The 15,900-nt window shown below is 69.1% G+C and carries 10 protein-coding genes; all 10 read left to right on the top strand.

All coding sequences use genetic code 11. The annotated features are described in order from the left end of the window. Positions 1–75: 75 nt before the first annotated feature. The 10 genes from glyQ (at position 76) to D9R12_RS16325 (ending at position 15,797) form a co-directional block, all read left to right on the top strand. Entirely contained in the window at positions 76–1,020 is a 945-nt protein-coding gene (gene glyQ, locus D9R12_RS14610; RefSeq protein WP_122231514.1) for a glycine--tRNA ligase subunit alpha, read from the top strand. After that, positions 1,017–1,652, top strand: coding sequence for a glutathione S-transferase family protein (locus tag D9R12_RS14605; protein WP_122231512.1), 636 nt, complete (start codon positions 1,017–1,019; stop codon positions 1,650–1,652). The genes glyQ and D9R12_RS14605 overlap by 4 nt, the downstream gene beginning before the upstream one ends. A gap of 176 nt (positions 1,653–1,828) precedes the next feature. Next, positions 1,829–3,931, top strand: coding sequence for a glycine--tRNA ligase subunit beta (gene glyS / locus D9R12_RS14595; RefSeq protein ID WP_122231509.1), 2,103 nt, complete (start codon positions 1,829–1,831; stop codon positions 3,929–3,931). Between the two features lie 74 nt (positions 3,932–4,005). Further along, positions 4,006–6,054: an autotransporter assembly complex protein TamA gene (locus D9R12_RS14590; protein ID WP_122231507.1), complete on the top strand. Its 2,049-nt coding sequence runs from the start codon at positions 4,006–4,008 to the stop codon at positions 6,052–6,054. Between the two features lie 44 nt (positions 6,055–6,098). Further along, positions 6,099–9,896 carry a translocation/assembly module TamB domain-containing protein gene (locus D9R12_RS14585; RefSeq protein WP_425479116.1) on the top strand — a complete coding sequence of 1,266 codons (3,798 nt, stop codon included), beginning with the start codon at positions 6,099–6,101 and terminating at the stop codon, positions 9,894–9,896. A 246-nt stretch (positions 9,897–10,142) separates the two neighbouring features. Then, entirely contained in the window at positions 10,143–10,811 is a 669-nt protein-coding gene (locus D9R12_RS14580) for a YoaK family protein (RefSeq protein WP_043290251.1), read from the top strand. A 299-nt stretch (positions 10,812–11,110) separates the two neighbouring features. Further along, positions 11,111–12,343 (top strand): MFS transporter, encoded by a 1,233-nt coding sequence (locus tag D9R12_RS14575; RefSeq protein WP_122231503.1) that lies wholly within the window; start codon positions 11,111–11,113, stop codon positions 12,341–12,343. A 102-nt stretch (positions 12,344–12,445) separates the two neighbouring features. Further along, positions 12,446–14,815 (top strand): Tex family protein, encoded by a 2,370-nt coding sequence (locus tag D9R12_RS14570; protein WP_122231501.1) that lies wholly within the window; start codon positions 12,446–12,448, stop codon positions 14,813–14,815. Positions 14,816–14,959: 144 nt separating this feature from the next. Next, positions 14,960–15,244 (top strand): hypothetical protein, encoded by a 285-nt coding sequence (locus tag D9R12_RS15945; protein ID WP_210539011.1) that lies wholly within the window; start codon positions 14,960–14,962, stop codon positions 15,242–15,244. 4 nt (positions 15,245–15,248) lie between these two features. Then, on the top strand, positions 15,249–15,797 hold the full coding sequence (locus D9R12_RS16325; protein ID WP_244672038.1) for a transposase: 549 nt from the start codon (positions 15,249–15,251) through the stop codon (positions 15,795–15,797). The last annotated feature ends 103 nt before the right edge of the window (positions 15,798–15,900 follow it).

Below are 15,900 nucleotides of genomic sequence, written 5' to 3'. Positions count from 1 at the left end.
GCAACGGCTCGTGCGGCCGAAGGCGGCCGCAGCACGCTGCGTATACTAGCCCACCCCTTTTGCCGCCTCCGCCGCATGACTGTCCCGACGGCTCCACCGACCACCGTCCAGCCCCTGACGTTCCAGGGCCTGATCCAGACGCTCAACCAGTACTGGGCCGGGCAGGGCTGCGTGCTGGTCCAGCCGCTGGACCTGGAAGTGGGCGCCGGCACCTTCCATCCGGCGACCTTCCTGCGCGCGCTGGGCCCGGAGCCGTGGAACGCGGCCTACGTCCAGCCCAGCCGCCGTCCCACCGACGGCCGCTACGGCCAGAACCCCAACCGCCTGCAGCACTACTACCAGTACCAGGTGGCGATGAAGCCCAACCCGGACAACCTCCAGCAGCTGTACCTGGATTCGCTCAAGGCGCTGGGCATCGATCCGCGCGTGCACGACCTGCGCTTTGTCGAGGACAACTGGGAATCGCCGACCCTGGGCGCCTGGGGCCTGGGCTGGGAAGTGTGGCTAAACGGCATGGAGGTCACCCAGTTCACCTATTTCCAGCAGGCCGGCGGCATCGAGTGCAGGCCGGTGCTGGGCGAGATCACCTACGGGCTTGAACGCCTGTGCATGTACCTGCAGGCCTGCGATAACGTCTACGACCTGATCTGGACCTATGGCCCGGACGGCACGCCGGTGACCTACGGCGATGTGTTCCATCAGAACGAAGTCGAGCAGAGCAGCTACAACTTCGAGCACGCCAACGTCGCCGAGCTGTTTCACCGCTTCGACGCCTGCGAGGCCGAGTCGCAGGCGCTGGTCCAGGCCGGGCTGCCGCTGCCGGCCTACGAGCAGGTCTGCAAGGCCAGCCACTGCTTCAACCTGCTCGATGCGCGCCGGGCGATCAGCGTGACCGAGCGCCAGCGCTACATCCTGCGCGTGCGCGCGCTGGCCCAGGCGGTGGCCAAGGCCTACTACGCCCAGCGCGAGAAGCTCGGCTTCCCGGGCCTGAAGCGCGCCAAGGTCGAGGCCGCCGCATGATCCTGATCGGCATGTTCGATTCGCCGTTCGTGCGCCGCGTGGCGGTCAGCCTGGGCGTGCTGGGCCTGCCGTTCGAACACCGCGACTGGTCCACCGGGCGCGATGCCGCGCAGATCCGCCAATACAACCCGCTGGGCCGCGTGCCCACGCTGGTGCTGGACAGCGAGGAAGTGCTGTTCGAATCCTCGGTGGTGCTGGATTACCTGGACCAAACCGTCGGCGCGGCGCGCGCGCTGCTGCCGGCCAGCGGCATCGAACGCCGCCAGGCGCTGCAGTTGGTCGCGCTGGCCACCGGCGCGGCCGACAAGGCCGTGTCGATGGTCTACGAGCGCGTCTACCGCCCCGAAGACAAGCGGCACGCGCCCTGGCTTGAACGCTGCACCGTGCAGATCGACAGCGCGCTGACTGCGCTGGAAGCGCACTGCATCCAGCGCAAAGATCACGACTGGCTGGTTGGCGAACGCATGACCCAGGCCGACATCACCGTGGCCTGCTGCTGCACCTTCGCCACCGATGCGGTGCCGTTTGATCTTGCGCCCTACCCGGCGCTGGCCGCACGCGTGGCGCGCTACGAGGTGCTGCCGGTGTTCCAGCAGTTCCACGTGGCGTTTGATGCGCCTGCGACGACGTAAGCGGCGCGGCGCTGCCGGCTCAAGCCCCTCTCCCACCGGGAGAGGGGTTGGGGTGAGGGTTCGGGGCGAAGCCTCCTGGATCCAAACCCCATAAGGGCTTCGCCCCGTCCCCTCATCCGCCCCTTCGGGGCACCTTCTCCCGGGGGGAGAAGGGAACAAGCCAAGGTTGAGCTGAAATGACCCAACAACTTCCCCTGCTGATCGAACTGGGCACCGAAGAGCTGCCGGTCAAGGCGCTGCCGGGGCTGGCCGATGCGCTGTTCGATGGCATCAAGTCCGGGCTGGAAAGGCGCGGCGTGGCCGTCGATGCCACCGATGCGCGCCCGCTGTTCACCCCGCGCCGGCTGGCGGTGTTGCTGCCGGGGGTGTCGGCCGAGCAGCCCGAGCAGGCCAGCGAGGTGTTTGGCCCCTACCTCAACATCGCGTTGGACGCAGAGGGCCAGCCGACCAAGGCCCTGCGCGGATTCGCCGCCAAGGCCGGGGTTGAATGGACCCAGCTGGCGCGTGTCACCGACGCCAAGGGCGAGCGCTTCGTCCATCGCGCGGTCAAGCCGGGCGCGCGCACCGCCGAGCTGTTGCCGGAGGTGATCATCGAAGCGATCGCGGCCATGCCGATCCCCAAGCCGATGCGCTGGGGCGACCACGACTACGCCTTCGCCCGTCCGGTGCAGTGGCTGGTGGTGCTGCTGGGCGATGCGGTGATCCAGATGCCGCTGATGGGCATCACTTCCAACCGCATCAGCCGCGGCCATCGTTTCGAACACGACAAGCCGGTGTGGATCGGCGCGCCGAACGACTACGTTGAGGCGCTGGCCGCCGCGCACGTGCTGGTCGATCCGCAGCAGCGCCGCGCCCGCATCATCGAGCAGGTGCAGGCCGCCGCGCGCAGCGTGGGCGGTGATGCGCGCATCACCGACGACAACCTGGAGCAGGTGGTCTGCCTGACCGAATGGCCCCACGCGATCGCCTGCAGTTTCGAGTCGGACTTTCTGGCCGTGCCGCAGGAAGCGCTGATCGAGACGATGGAGGTCAACCAGAAGTTCTTCCCGGTGCTGCGCGATGGCAGGTTGACCGAGCACTTCATCGGCATCGCCAACATCGAGTCGCGCGATCCGGCGCAGGTGCGCGCCGGCTACGAGCGCGTGATCCGTCCGCGTTTTGCCGATGCCAGGTTCTTCTTCGATGAGGACCTCAAGCAGGGCCTGGCGTCGATGGGCGAGGGCCTGAAGACCGTGACCTACCAGGCCAGGCTGGGCAGCGTGGCCGACAAGGTCGAGCGGGTGGCCGCGCTGGCCGCGACCATCGCCGCCAGGGTGGGCGCCGATGCCGAACAGGCGCGGTGCGCAGCGCGTCTTGCCAAGAACGACCTGCAGTCGCGCATGGTCAATGAATTCCCCGAGCTGCAGGGCATCGCCGGCCGCCATTACGCCATCGCCGCGGGCGAGCCGGCCGCGGTCGCGCTGGCCATCGACGAGAGCTACCAGCCGCGTTTTGCCGGTGATGACATCGCCCTGTCGCCGCTGGGCAAGGTGCTGGCCATTGCCGAACGCGCCGACACGCTGGCCGGTGGGTTCGCCGCTGGGCTGAAGCCGACCGGCAACAAGGATCCGTTCGCGCTGCGGCGCAATGCCCTGGGCCTGGCGCGCACGATCATCGAGAGCGGGTTTGATCTGGACCTGCGCGACTTGTTCGAGCAGGCGATCAGGTTGCTGCCGCCCGAGGTGCAGCCAGGCGCCGACCGGCAGATCGAACGCCTGGCCCTGGAGCTGTTCGATTTTGTGGTCGATCGCCTGCGTGGCTACTACGCCGACAGGGGCGTGAGTGCGACCCAGTTCAACGCCGTGGCCGAGTTGAAGCCCGCTTCGCTGTACGACTTCGACCGCCGCATCGAGGCCATCGGCAACTTTGCCGCGCTGCCCGAGGCTGCGGCCCTGGCCGCGGCCAACAAGCGCATCGGCAACATCCTCAGGAAGGCGCAGGCCGAAGGCTTTGCGATCCCCGATCACATCCACCGCGGCCTGCTGGAGCATCCGGCCGAGGCCGCGCTGGCCGAGGCGGTGGAGGCGGCCATCGGCGACACCGACATCGCCCTGCACCAGCGCGACTACGTGCAGGTGCTCTCGCGCCTGGCGCTGGTGCGCGAAGCGGTGGATGCGTTCTTCGATGGGGTGATGGTCAATGCCGAAGATCCGGCCGTGCGCGGCAACCGCCTGGCCCTGCTGCAGCGCCTGCATGGCCGCTTCGGCGCGGTGGCCGACATCGCCCAGCTGTCTGCATGAGTCCTGCGCGCAGGGATGCGCAACGTCATGACCGCTTAACCCGTCCCGGCGCGGGCCCCGGGTATGCTGCGGCCATGCGCGTCCTTGCCCCGCTCGCCATCGCCGCGATGCTGTTGATGCCCGCGGTGTCGTTCGCAGCGGTGATCGTCGACCAGGTTCAGATCAAGGGCCTGGATGAGAACGACGAGGTCCAGCGGGCGATGGCCGAGAACATCCGGGTGGCGCTGACCCTCAATGACGCACTGGGCCGGCGCCTGGGCGAGGCGCGCCTGGAATACCTGTTGGAGCGGACTCGGGACCAGGCCGCCGCTGCGCTGGAGCCGTTCGGCTACTACTCGCCGACGGTGGAGGTGACCTCCAGCCGGCGCGATGCCGAGGTCACCGGCAGTGGCGCCGAGGCCGCCAGCGGCGCCCCTGCACAGCAGCAGGATCAGGATGACGCGGACGAGGACGCAGCGGGCCAAGTGCAGCGCGATGGCGGCGATGCCGATGGCAAGATCACCACCGTCACCGCCCCGGCCGATGTTCCTGCCGATGCCGGCAAAGGCGCCGTCGCCCGGCAGGCGGCCGGCGCGGCCAATGCGGCCGGCGCCAGGTCCACGCGGCCGCGGTCGCCTGCAGAGCACATGACCGTCACCGTCACGGTGAGCCCCGGCGAACCGGTGCGCGTGCGCCAGGCCGACATCCACATCGATGGCCAGGGCCACGATGACCGCTACCTGGCCCGGGACCTGAAGGAATTCACGCCAGGCGTGGGCCAGGTGTTCGACCACCAGACCTACGAGGCCAGCAAGCTTCGGATCGTGCGCCGGCTGGCCGAGCGCGGCTACCTGGACGCCGATTTCCAGCAGCGCCGGGTCGCCATCACCCGCGCCGAGCATGCCGCCGACATCCAGCTGTCCTGGATCAGCGGCATCCGCTACGACATGGGGCCGACCATCTTCCACCAGGACTACTTCCGCCCGGGGCTGCTCAACCAGCTGGTGTACTGGGAGGAGGGCAGTTATTACCACCAGGGCAAGCTGGACCGCCTGCGCCAGTCGCTGGTGGCGCTGGACTACTTCAGCAGCATCGGCATCGAGCCCAACCCCGATGCGGCGGTGGACGGACGCGTGCCGATCGAGGTCAACCTCAAGCTGGCCCCGCGCACCATCTACCAGTACGGCCTGAGCTACGGTACCGAATACGGCGCCGGTTTCCTGGCCGGCGTGGAGCGACGCTACCTCAACAGGCGCGGGCACAAGCTCAAGACGCTGCTGGACTACGCACAGAACCGCAAGGCGTTGACCACCAGCTACAGGATTCCGGCCTTCGCCTGGCTCGACGGCTGGTACACCGCCGCCGCCCAGCTGTACGAGGAACAGACCGACTACATCGACGCCCGCCGGATCGAACTGATCGGCAGCCGCAGCGGCCAGCTCAACGAGAACTGGACGCTCACCGCCTCGGTCCACGCGCTGCGCGAGCGCTGGCTGTTCCAGCTGGCCGACGAGGACGGCGACGGCGCCGAGGCCGCCGCGCCCTACCGCTATGCCACCTACGTGTATCCGCAGATGGAAGCGCAGTACATCAACGTGGACGACCGGCTGTTCCCGCGCAGCGGCCTGAACGCCAACATGGCCGTGCGCGGCGGGTTGAACGGCGTTGGTTCGGACACCGATTTCAGCCAGATCCACCTTGCCGGGCGCTGGTACAAGGGCCTGGGCCTGAACGACCGGCTGATCGTGCGCGGCGAACTGGGCTACACCTCGGCCGGCTCGCAGGATGCGCTGCCGCCGAGCCTGCGCTTCTACGCCGGCGGCGACAACAGCATCCGCGGCTACCAGTACCGCGAGGTCGGCCCGCGCGTGCGCACCACCGGCGGCCAATATTCGGTGGGCGGCAACAAGCTGGTCACCGGCAGCGTCGAGTACGAGCACTACTACAAAGGTGGCCCGTTCGGCGGGGCGATCTTCGTCGACAGCGGCACCGCCTACAACGACTCGCCGGACTTCAGGACCGGTGTCGGCATCGGCGTGCGTTACAAGTCACCGATCGGCCCGGTCCGCGTCGACATCGCCCATGGCCTTGATGACGCCGATTCGATCGTGCAGCTGTACCTGAGCATCGGAGTGGCGCTGTGAGCCGGCGCCCGGGCGAGCTGTCGCCGGAGGAGCGCGAAGCGCGCATCGCGCAGTTGCGGGCCAGGCGCCGTGCACGGGTGCGCACCCTGGCCGTGCGCAGCGCGCTCGGCATCGGCGTGCTGGTGGCCAGTTTGCTGGTGGCGCTGTACTGGCTGGCGCAGACCGTGGCCGGACGCGACGTGCTGCTGGCCCAGATCATCGCGCGCCTGCCGGCCGGTTCCACCTTCACCTACAGCAGCGCCGAAGGTCCGCTGGCCGGCCCACTGACCCTGCGCGACGTGCATTTCCACCTGGGAGACATCGACTTCACCGCCAGGCGGGTGACCCTGGATCCGGATTTGCGCCCGCTGCTGGGCAAGCGCCTGCGCCTTGACACGCTGGAGGTGGAAACGGCGGTGCTGGACATCCCGCCCGGTCCCGACCAACCCATCGAGCTGCCGCGCTGGCCCGAGGTGCTGCCGCAGATAGAACTGCCGCTGGACATCCAGGCCGACGCCTTGGTGGTGGACGGCTTGCGCTATACCTCGGCCGGCCAGACGGTGGTCCAGGTGAGCAGCGCGCGCGGCGCCATCGACATCGGCGACGGCTATGTCCAGGCCAGCGCGCTCAAGCTGCGCAGCACCCTGGGCAATTTCTCGGTGGATGGCCATTACCGGCCGGGCGACGGGTACCAGACCGACCTGACCGTCTCGGCCGGCTTCCCCGCCGCGCGCGGACGCACCCCGGCGCGGCTGGGCCTGGTCGCCCGCGGCGACGTTGCCCACATGGAAGTGGCCATCGGGGGCCACGCTCCGGCGCCGGTGCAACTCAACCTGGACGTGCGCGGGGCGAGCAGGCCGGACTGGGCCCTGCGCGCGACTGCCCAGCGCCTGGACCTGTCGCTGTTGGGCGTGGGCACGGCCGAGGACCCGCCACTGGCGTTCGACCTGCAGGCCAGTGGCACCGAGGGCGGCGCGGCCATCAGCGGCCAGGCCAGGCGCGGCGATGCGCTGGTGGTGATCGAGCCCTCACACGTGCGCATTGACGGCCAGACCCTGACCGTGCAGCCGCTGGCCGTGCAGCTGCTGGGCGGCCGGCTCACCTTGCGCGGCCACGCCGACTTCACCGACACCCAGGACCCGCGCTTCAAGTTCGCCGTCAACGCGCGCGACCTGAAGTGGGGCCAGGGCGAGCAGCGCATCGATGCCAATGCCGATCTGGGCGTGGCCGGGCGCAAGGCCCGCTGGGTGGCGATCGGCAAGGCCGATCTGGCCCGCGGCCAGGACAGCGCCAGGGTCGATTTCGACGGCCGCGGCGATCTGCAAGGCGTGCTGCTGAAGACCTTCAAGGCGACCACCCCGGCCGGCGCGCTGGAGGTCACCGGCCAGCTTGCCTGGGCGCCGCGGCTGTCCTGGGACGTGCAGGCCAACCTCAAGGAGTTCGATCCGGGCTATTTCGCCGCCGGCTGGGACGGCGCGGTCACCGGCAGGCTGGCCAGCACCGGCGCCCAGCGCGATCCGGCCGCCGGCCAGGGCACCGGCCTGGACGCGGCGCTGGACATTCCACAGCTGGGCGGCAGCCTGCGCGGACGCAAGCTGGCCGGCAGCGGCCGCTTCAACCTGCATGGGGTCGACGGCGACGGCGTGCTGGACCTGACCGTGGGCGCCAGCCATGTGCAGGTGCAGGGCAAGGTCGCCGACACCCTGGACATCGAAGCCAGGCTCGCGCCCCTGCAACTGGCCGACCTGCTGCCCGCGGCCACCGGCACGGCGTCCGGCACGCTCAAGCTGAGCGGGCCGCGCAACGCGCCGACCATCGACGCCGACCTGTCCGGCAGTGCGCTCAGCTACAGCACCTACCAGGCCAGGGAATTCAGCCTGCGCGGCCGCCTGCCCTGGCGTGGCACCGGTGGCGAGCTGGCCCTGCGCGGCAGCGGCGTGCGGGCCGGTCTGCTGCTGGACACGCTCAGCGTCCAGGCGCGCGGCGCGGTGCAGGACCTGCAGCTCAACGTACAGGCCAACAGCGCGATGGCCTCGCTCACCGTCGCCGGCACCGCGCAGCAGCAGGCCGGCAACTGGTCCGGCGTGCTGCAGACCTTGCGCATCGTGCCGTCCAGGGGCGATGCCTGGGCGCTGACCCAGGCCGCGCGTTTCGCCCAGCAGGGCGGCGCCTTCACCCTGTCCGACAGCTGCCTGGCCGGCGGCGATGGCGGCACCCTGTGCGTGTCGGCCGATTGGCCGCGCAATGGCCTGCGCGCGCGCTCGGACAGACTGCCGCTGGCCCTGGTGCAGCCGTGGCTGCCGCAGCAGGATGGTCGCGCGCTGATCCTGCGCGGCGAGCTGACCCTGGAGGCCCAGCTCAGGCCGCAGGGCAACGCCTGGCAGGGCCAGGTCCATCTGGCGTCGATGGACGGCGGCCTGAAGATGGGCAGCAAGGCGCGCGGCGAGATCATCCGCTACGACCACTTCAGCATCGACCTGGACCTGACCCCGCAGCGGATCCAGGCGCGCCTGGGCACCGGTTTTGCCGGCAATGGCTTCATCGATGCCAAGTTCACCACCGGCTGGGAGGCGTTCGCCCCGCTCCAGGGGGACGTATATCTGTACAACGACCGGCTGTTCTGGCTGGAGCTGTTCTCGCCGGACCTGGTGCGTCCGCAGGGCAAGCTGAAAGGCCACATCGGCATCGCCGGCACCCGCGGCACGCCGCTGCTCAGTGGCGAGGCCGAGCTGGCCGACTTCACCGGCGAGCTGCCTGCGCTGGGCATCACCCTGGTCGAAGGCCGCGCGCAGCTGACCGCGCTGGACGACGGCAGCGCCCGGATCACCGGCAGCATGAAGTCGCAGTCGGCCACCGGCAGTCAGGCCACCGGCGGAACGCTGGCCATCGACGGCTCGCTGGGCTGGCAGGGGGGCGACGAGCCGCTGCTGCTGAACGTGCGCGGCGAGGATTTCCTGGTCTCGGACACCACCGAGCTGCGTGCGGTGGTCGCCCCGGACATGACCATCGCCCTGCATGGCCTGGTCCTGGGGGTCGGCGGCAAGATCCACGTGCCCAGCGCCAGCATCAACCTGGAAAAACTCAGCGAAGGGGTGTCCACCTCCGAGGACGTGGTGGTGCTGGACCCGGCCGATCCGGAAGCCGGCGGCAGCTCGCGGCTGCAGCTGGACCTGGCGATCAGCCTGGGCGAGGCGGTCGAGCTCAACGGGTTCGGCCTGGAAGGCTCGCTGCAGGGCCAGATGAGCGTGCACTCACGCCCCGGCCGGGCAATGGCGGCCACCGGCCAGCTGGACGTGGATGGCCGCTACACCGCCTATGGACAGAAATTGAACATCAGCCGCGGCCAGCTCACCTGGAGCAACGACGATGTGTCCGATCCCAACATCGACATCCGCGCCGAACGCGAAGTGGCCAGCGCCGGGGTGACCGCCGGCATCGACGTCAGCGGCCGGGCCAGTTCGCCGCGCGCCCGGGTCTGGTCCAGTCCGGAAACCTCCGAATCCGACGCGCTGGCCTACCTGGTGCTGGGCCGCCCGTTGAGCACCGCCAACAGCCGGGAAACCCAGCAGGTCAGCGCGGCGTCCTCGGCGCTGTCGGCCGGCGCCGGCCTGCTCGCCTCGCAGCTGGGCGCCCGGATCGGCCTGGACGACGCCGGGGTGCTGGAATCGCGCACCATGGGCAGTTCGGTGTTCGGTGTCGGCAAGTACCTTTCGCCCAAGCTCTACGCCAGCTACGGCGTGTCGATGATCGGCAGCGGCACCGTGGTGACCCTCAGATACCTGATGCGCAAGGGCTTCACCGCCGAAGTGGAGTCCTCCACGATCGAGACCCGCGGGTCGATCAACTGGCGCACGGAAAAATAGCCGGGCCGGCACACCGCAGCGCGCTTGCTCCGGCCACCAGCGCCGTCGTTGATCGGCAGGCCTTTCGCGCGGCGTTGTCCGCGCAGGACGGGCAACTGGACCGGGAATGCGAGAGACTCACCACAGGCAAGCCGCTGCTGGGCCTGTGGACCGAGGGTGGCGGACGACGATCATCCACGTGGCACCGGCCCTGGCGGGCCGGTCTGATCAGGCTGCTGGAGCGCCTCAGGGCATTGTGCGGGAACGATGATTTCAAGACTTCCTCGATGGGTGTGGACTGGCGCCTGGGTGCTCGCCGCCATCGCCGGCATGGTCAACGTGGTGGGGCTGCTGGGTTTCGAGCACCAGGCCATCTCCCATCTGACCGGCAACACGAGCCTGCTCGGCGAGGCGCTGGCCGCGCATGACCTTGCCGGTGTCCTTCACTTCGCATTGCTCATCGGCGCCTTCGTGGCCGGCAGCACGCTCAGCGGGTTCCTGATCCAGGACAGCACCCTGCAGCTGGGCCGCCGCTATGGCGTGGCCCTGCTGCTGGTGTCGCTGCTGCTGTTTGCCTCGGTCCCGCTGCTGCAGCTCAACAGCGCCTACGGCATGTACGCGGCGGCCTGTGCCTGCGGGCTGCAGAACGCGATGGTCAGCACCTACAGCGGCGCGGTCGTCAGGACCACGCATGTCTCGGGCATGTTCACTGATCTGGGCATCTTCCTCGGCCATGCCCTGCGCGGCCTGCCGGTGGACATCCGGCGCCTGACGCTTTGTCTGCTGGTCATTTCCGGCTTCCTGTGCGGCGGCATTCTCGGCACCTTCGCCTTCCATGCGTTTGGCTATCGTGCCCTGTTTTTTCCGGCAGGGCTGACCGCCGTGGTCGCCATTTCCTATGGGGTGTATGCCTTTGCCAGGGGCCAGGCCGGGTAGGGTTGCGCTGGAATCCCCGCTCACCTGGCACCGGTGCTCGATCCATGCCGCGCGCCGGCTTGCCTGGCCTCCGGTGGCTTTCCTGAACACCGTCACGCCCGGCACCAACAGGATCACGGCGATGATGATGAAGGCCCAGAACCGGAACACGCTGTGATCACAGCCTGGCGCGTGGCGTGGCCGCCACCGGGCATGGCCTGCGCCCGGAAAGGGTCATGACCGGAGCGCGCAGGAGGGCGAATCGGCGCACCCTATCATGTGTCCTGTCCGCGCCGCCCGTGCTTGCTGCCCCGATCGCCATGTCCACCACGACCACCACGACCACCACGACCCCCCCTTCCCTGGCTGCCGCCGTCAGCAGGCGCCCCGTCGCCGTCGGCATCCTGGCCGCCATCACCGGCTCGCACCTGGTCAACGACATGATGCAGTCGCTGATCCTGGCGCTGTATCCGATCCTCAAGGGCCAGTTCCAGCTCAGCTTCGCCCAGGTCGGCCTGATCACCCTGACCTACCAGCTCACCGCCTCGCTGTTCCAGCCGCTGATCGGGCTGCGTACCGACCGCAGGCCGGCGCCGTATTCGCTGCCGATGGGCATGGCCTCCACCCTGTGCGGCCTGCTGCTGCTGGCCTACGCGCCCAGCTTTGTGCTGGTGCTGGCCGCGGCGATGCTGGTCGGCATCGGCTCGGCCATTTTCCACCCGGAATCCTCGCGCATCGCGCGGCTGGCCTCGGGCGGGCGCCACGGGCTGTCGCAGTCGGTGTTCCAGGTCGGCGGCAATACCGGCACCGCGATCGGGCCGCTGATCGCCGCGGCGGTGATCGTGCCCAACGGCCGCACCAGCGTGGCGTGGTTTGCCGGGGCGGCGCTGATCGGGATCGGCCTGCTCAGCTATGTCGGCCGCTGGTACCAGCAGCATCTGGCCAGCGTCGCCCGTGCGCCCAGGCCGGCCGCGGCCCCGGGCATTGCGCCGTTGCCGCCTCGCACCGTGGCCTGGGTGGTGGCGATCCTGCTGGTGCTGATCTTCAGCAAGTACTTCTACATCGCCGGCCTGAGCAGCTACTACACCTTCTATTTGATCCAGAAATTCCAGGTCTCGGTGCAGAGCGCACAGCTGCATCTGTTCGGCTTCCTGCTGGCTTCGGCGGTGGGCACGCTGATCGGTGGACCGGTCGGCGATCGCATCGGCCGCAAACCGGTGATCTGGGCCTCGATCCTGGGCGTGGCCCCGTTCGCGCTGGCACTGCCCTACGCCAGCCTGGGCTGGACCACGGTGCTGACGATGATCATCGGCTTCGTATTGTCCTCGGCGTTCTCGGCGATCCTGGTCTATGCGCAGGAGCTGATGCCCAACCGCATCGGCACCGTCTCGGGCCTGTTCTTCGGCTTTGCCTTCGGCATGGGCGGACTGGGCGCGGCGGTGCTGGGCGTGCTGGCCGATCACACCAGCATCTTGTGGGTCTACCAGGTGATCTCGTTCCTGCCGCTGCTGGGCATCGTGGCCGCGCTGCTGCCCAGCCGACGCCACGCCTGAGGGCCGGCACCAACCCGGCGCAACCGGTCTTGTCAACGCCTTGGATCACCCGCGCATCGGGGCCACAATCGTCGGCTCCGCCGTCCCGATTGAATCCCAAGCATGGCAGCACTGCCCGCCGCGCTCGCGCGCCAGATCGCCCAGACCATCGCCGAGGAGATCGGCGCCCAGGCCCCCCAGGCGCTGGCCGCCATCGCGTTGCTGGACGAAGGGGCCACCGTGCCGTTCATCGCCCGCTACCGCAAGGAAGTCACCGGCGGCCTGGACGACACCCAGCTGCGCACCCTGGAAACACGCCTGGCCTACCTGCGCGAACTGGAAGAGCGCCGCGCCGCGATCCTGTCCAGCATCGCCGAACAGGGCAAGCTCACCGAAGAGTTGCGCGGCGAGCTGCTGGCCGCCGACAGCAAGTCGCGGCTGGAGGACCTGTACCTGCCGTACAAGCCCAGGCGCCGCACCCGCGCCCAGATCGCGCGCGAAGCCGGCCTGGAGCCGCTGGCCGATGGCCTGCTGCAGGACCCCACCCGCGTGCCTGAAGACTTTGCCGCCGGCTTCGTCGATGCCGACAAGGGCGTGGCCGATGCCAGGGCCGCGCTCGAAGGCGCGCGCGCGATCCTGATCGAGCGCTGGGGCGAGGACGCCGCGCTGCTGGGTCAGCTGCGCAGCTGGCTGGAGTCCGAAGGCGTGCTGCGGGCCCGGGTGATCGACGGCAAGCAGCAAGCCGGGGCCAAGTACCGCGACTATTTCGACCACAGCGAAGCGCTGTCGAAGATTCCTTCTCACCGGTTGCTGGCCCTGTTTCGTGCGCGCCGCGAGGAGGTCATCCAGCTCGAACTCCAACCGGGTGCCGACCCCGAGGCCGGCAACGCCTATGCCGAAGGCCGCATCGCCCTGGCCGCCGGCATCGCCGCGCAGGGCCGCGCCGCCGATGCCTGGCTCTTGCAGGCCTGCCGCCTGGCCTGGCGTGCCAAGCTGCACCTGCACCTGATGCTGGACCTGTTCAACCAGGCCCGCGAGAAAGCCGAAGGCGAGGCGATCACCGTCTTCGGCGACAACCTCAAGGACCTGCTGTTGGCCGCGCCGGCCGGCCCGCACGTGGTGCTGGGCCTGGACCCTGGCATCCGCACCGGCTGCAAGGTCGCCGTGGTCGATGCCACCGGCAAGCTGGTGGCCACCGACACCATCTATCCGCACGAACCCAAACGCCAGTGGGAGCAGTCGCTGCACACGCTCAAGCGCCTGTGCGCGCAGCATGAGGTGGCCCTGATCGCGATCGGCAACGGCACCGCCAGCCGCGAGACCGACAGGCTGGCCGCCGAGGTGATCAAGGCCTGCAACAACCCCAAGCTGCAGAAGATCGTGGTCAGCGAAGCCGGCGCCTCGGTGTATTCGGCTTCGGAAACCGCGGCCAGGGAATTTCCGGACCTGGACGTGTCGATCCGCGGCGCGGTCTCCATCGCCCGGCGCCTGCAGGACCCTCTGGCCGAGCTGGTCAAGATCGAACCCAAAGCCATCGGCGTGGGCCAGTACCAGCACGACGTGGACCAGTTCCGGCTGGCGCGCGCACTCGATGCCAGGGTCGAGGACTGCGTCAATGCGGTCGGGGTGGACGTCAACACCGCCTCGGCGGCGCTGCTCACGCGCGTGTCGGGCCTGTCTTCGACCGTGGCCGAAAACATCGTGGGCTATCGCGACCAGCACGGCGCCTTCAGGAGCCGCAAGGAGCTGCTCAAGGTGCCGCGCCTGGGCGAGAAGACCTTCGAGCAGTGCGCCGGGTTCCTGCGCATCGCCGATGGCGAGCAGCCGCTGGATGCCTCGGCGGTGCATCCGGAAGCCTATCCGGTGGTCGAGCGCATCCTCAGCCAGGCCAACGGCCGCGGCATCAAGCAGATCATCGGCGACACCGCGTTCCTGCGCAGCCTCAAGGCCGAGCGCCTGACCGACGAGAAGTTCGGCCTGCCCACCGTGCGCGACATCCTCAAGGAGCTGGAAAAACCCGGCCGCGACCCGCGCCCGGAGTTCAAGGCCGCGCGCTTTGCCGAGGGTGTGGAGGACATCAAGGACCTGCGCGAAGGCATGATCCTGGAAGGGGTGGTCAGCAACGTGGCCGCCTTCGGCGCATTCGTCGACATCGGCGTGCATCAGGACGGGCTGGTGCACATCTCGGCGCTGTCGGACCGCTACGTCAAGGACCCGCGCGATGTGGTCAAGGCCGGCGACATCGTCAAGGTCAAGGTGCTGGAGGTGGATGTGGCGCGCAAGCGCATCGCCCTGACCCGCCGCCTGGACGATGTGCCCGGCGCGCCGTCCGCACGCGAGGAGCGCGGCGTCGCTGCGCGCGGCAACGGCAACCCGGGCAATGCGCGTGGCGCGCGTCCCGGCAGCGGCGGCAACGCCCGCCCGCCCAGGCCGACCGCACCACCGGCCGACAACGCCCTGGCCGCGGCCTTGGCCAAGGCGCGCGGCGGGTAGCGGGTACGGGCGTCATGTCGCCCCTGGATGCCTGCACCTCATGCGTCCATCAGTTCGCCTGAAGAGCCCGCCAGGCAACCGCGCGCGCCCACCGCGCGCGCCTGCGATGATGGTCGCTGCCACCTTTGCTGCCGCAGCCATGACATGACCGACGCCATCACCGTTCCCGCCGTGCGCACCATCGCCGTCAAGGGCGTGGTGATCGGCGAAGGCATGCCCCGGATCATCGTGCCGATCACCGCTGCGACCGCGGCCGGGGCGCTGGCGCAGGCCGGGCGCATCGGGGCCAATGCCGGCACCGACCTGGGCGAATGGCGCATCGGCGCGAACGGGGTCAGGTTCACTTTTCCTACAGCCGGATGCGGCAGGGACGCACGCCAGGACGTGGCACGCCCTGACAGAACGGCTGATCGGCGACGCCGATGCTGATGCCATGGCCCGTCTCCCCCGCATTGCGCTCCCCGGGATTCCGCAGCACGTGGTGCAGCGGGGCAACAACCGGCTACCGTGCTTCCTGGATGATGGCGACCGCCTGCGCTACCTGCAGCTGCTGCGCGATGCACTGCATCACTCCGGTAGCACGCTGCATGCTTACGTGCTGATGGCCAATCACGTGCACCTGCTACTGACCCCGCCCACAGTGCAAGCTGATGCAGCGCCTGGGCCGCCACTACGTAGCCTTGTTCAATGGCCTCCATGGCCGTACCGGGACATTTGGGAGGGCCGATACAAGGCCGGCCTGGTCAACGTGAAGACCAACTGCTGCGCTGCAGCCGCTTTATCGAGCTCAACCCGGTGCGCGCGGCGATCACCGACAATCCGGCACGCTACCGCTGGTCAAGCTGCCCGGCCAACATGGGCCTGCGGCGCCACCCCGCGCTGCAGCCCCGCCCCCGGACACCGCCACCCGCGCCAACGCCTACCGCGCCCTGCTCGACGCCGCGCTAACCTCGGACGACCTAGTGTACTGTTCTATTCTTGATGGAACTTATATGAAATCCATCGTTCCAACACTCTACGAGGACGAAGAGTGGAGAGTGCAAGTGCGAGTTGCCCCTGAGATTGTGCTGAGCGACGAGGAGCGA

The sequence above is a fragment of the Pseudoxanthomonas spadix genome, from assembly GCF_003703395.1.
In the GTDB taxonomy this organism is placed as follows: domain Bacteria; phylum Pseudomonadota; class Gammaproteobacteria; order Xanthomonadales; family Xanthomonadaceae; genus Pseudoxanthomonas_A; species Pseudoxanthomonas_A spadix.
The sequence above is the reverse complement of the archived record's forward strand: the minus strand, read 5'-3'. Positions and strand labels throughout refer to the sequence as shown.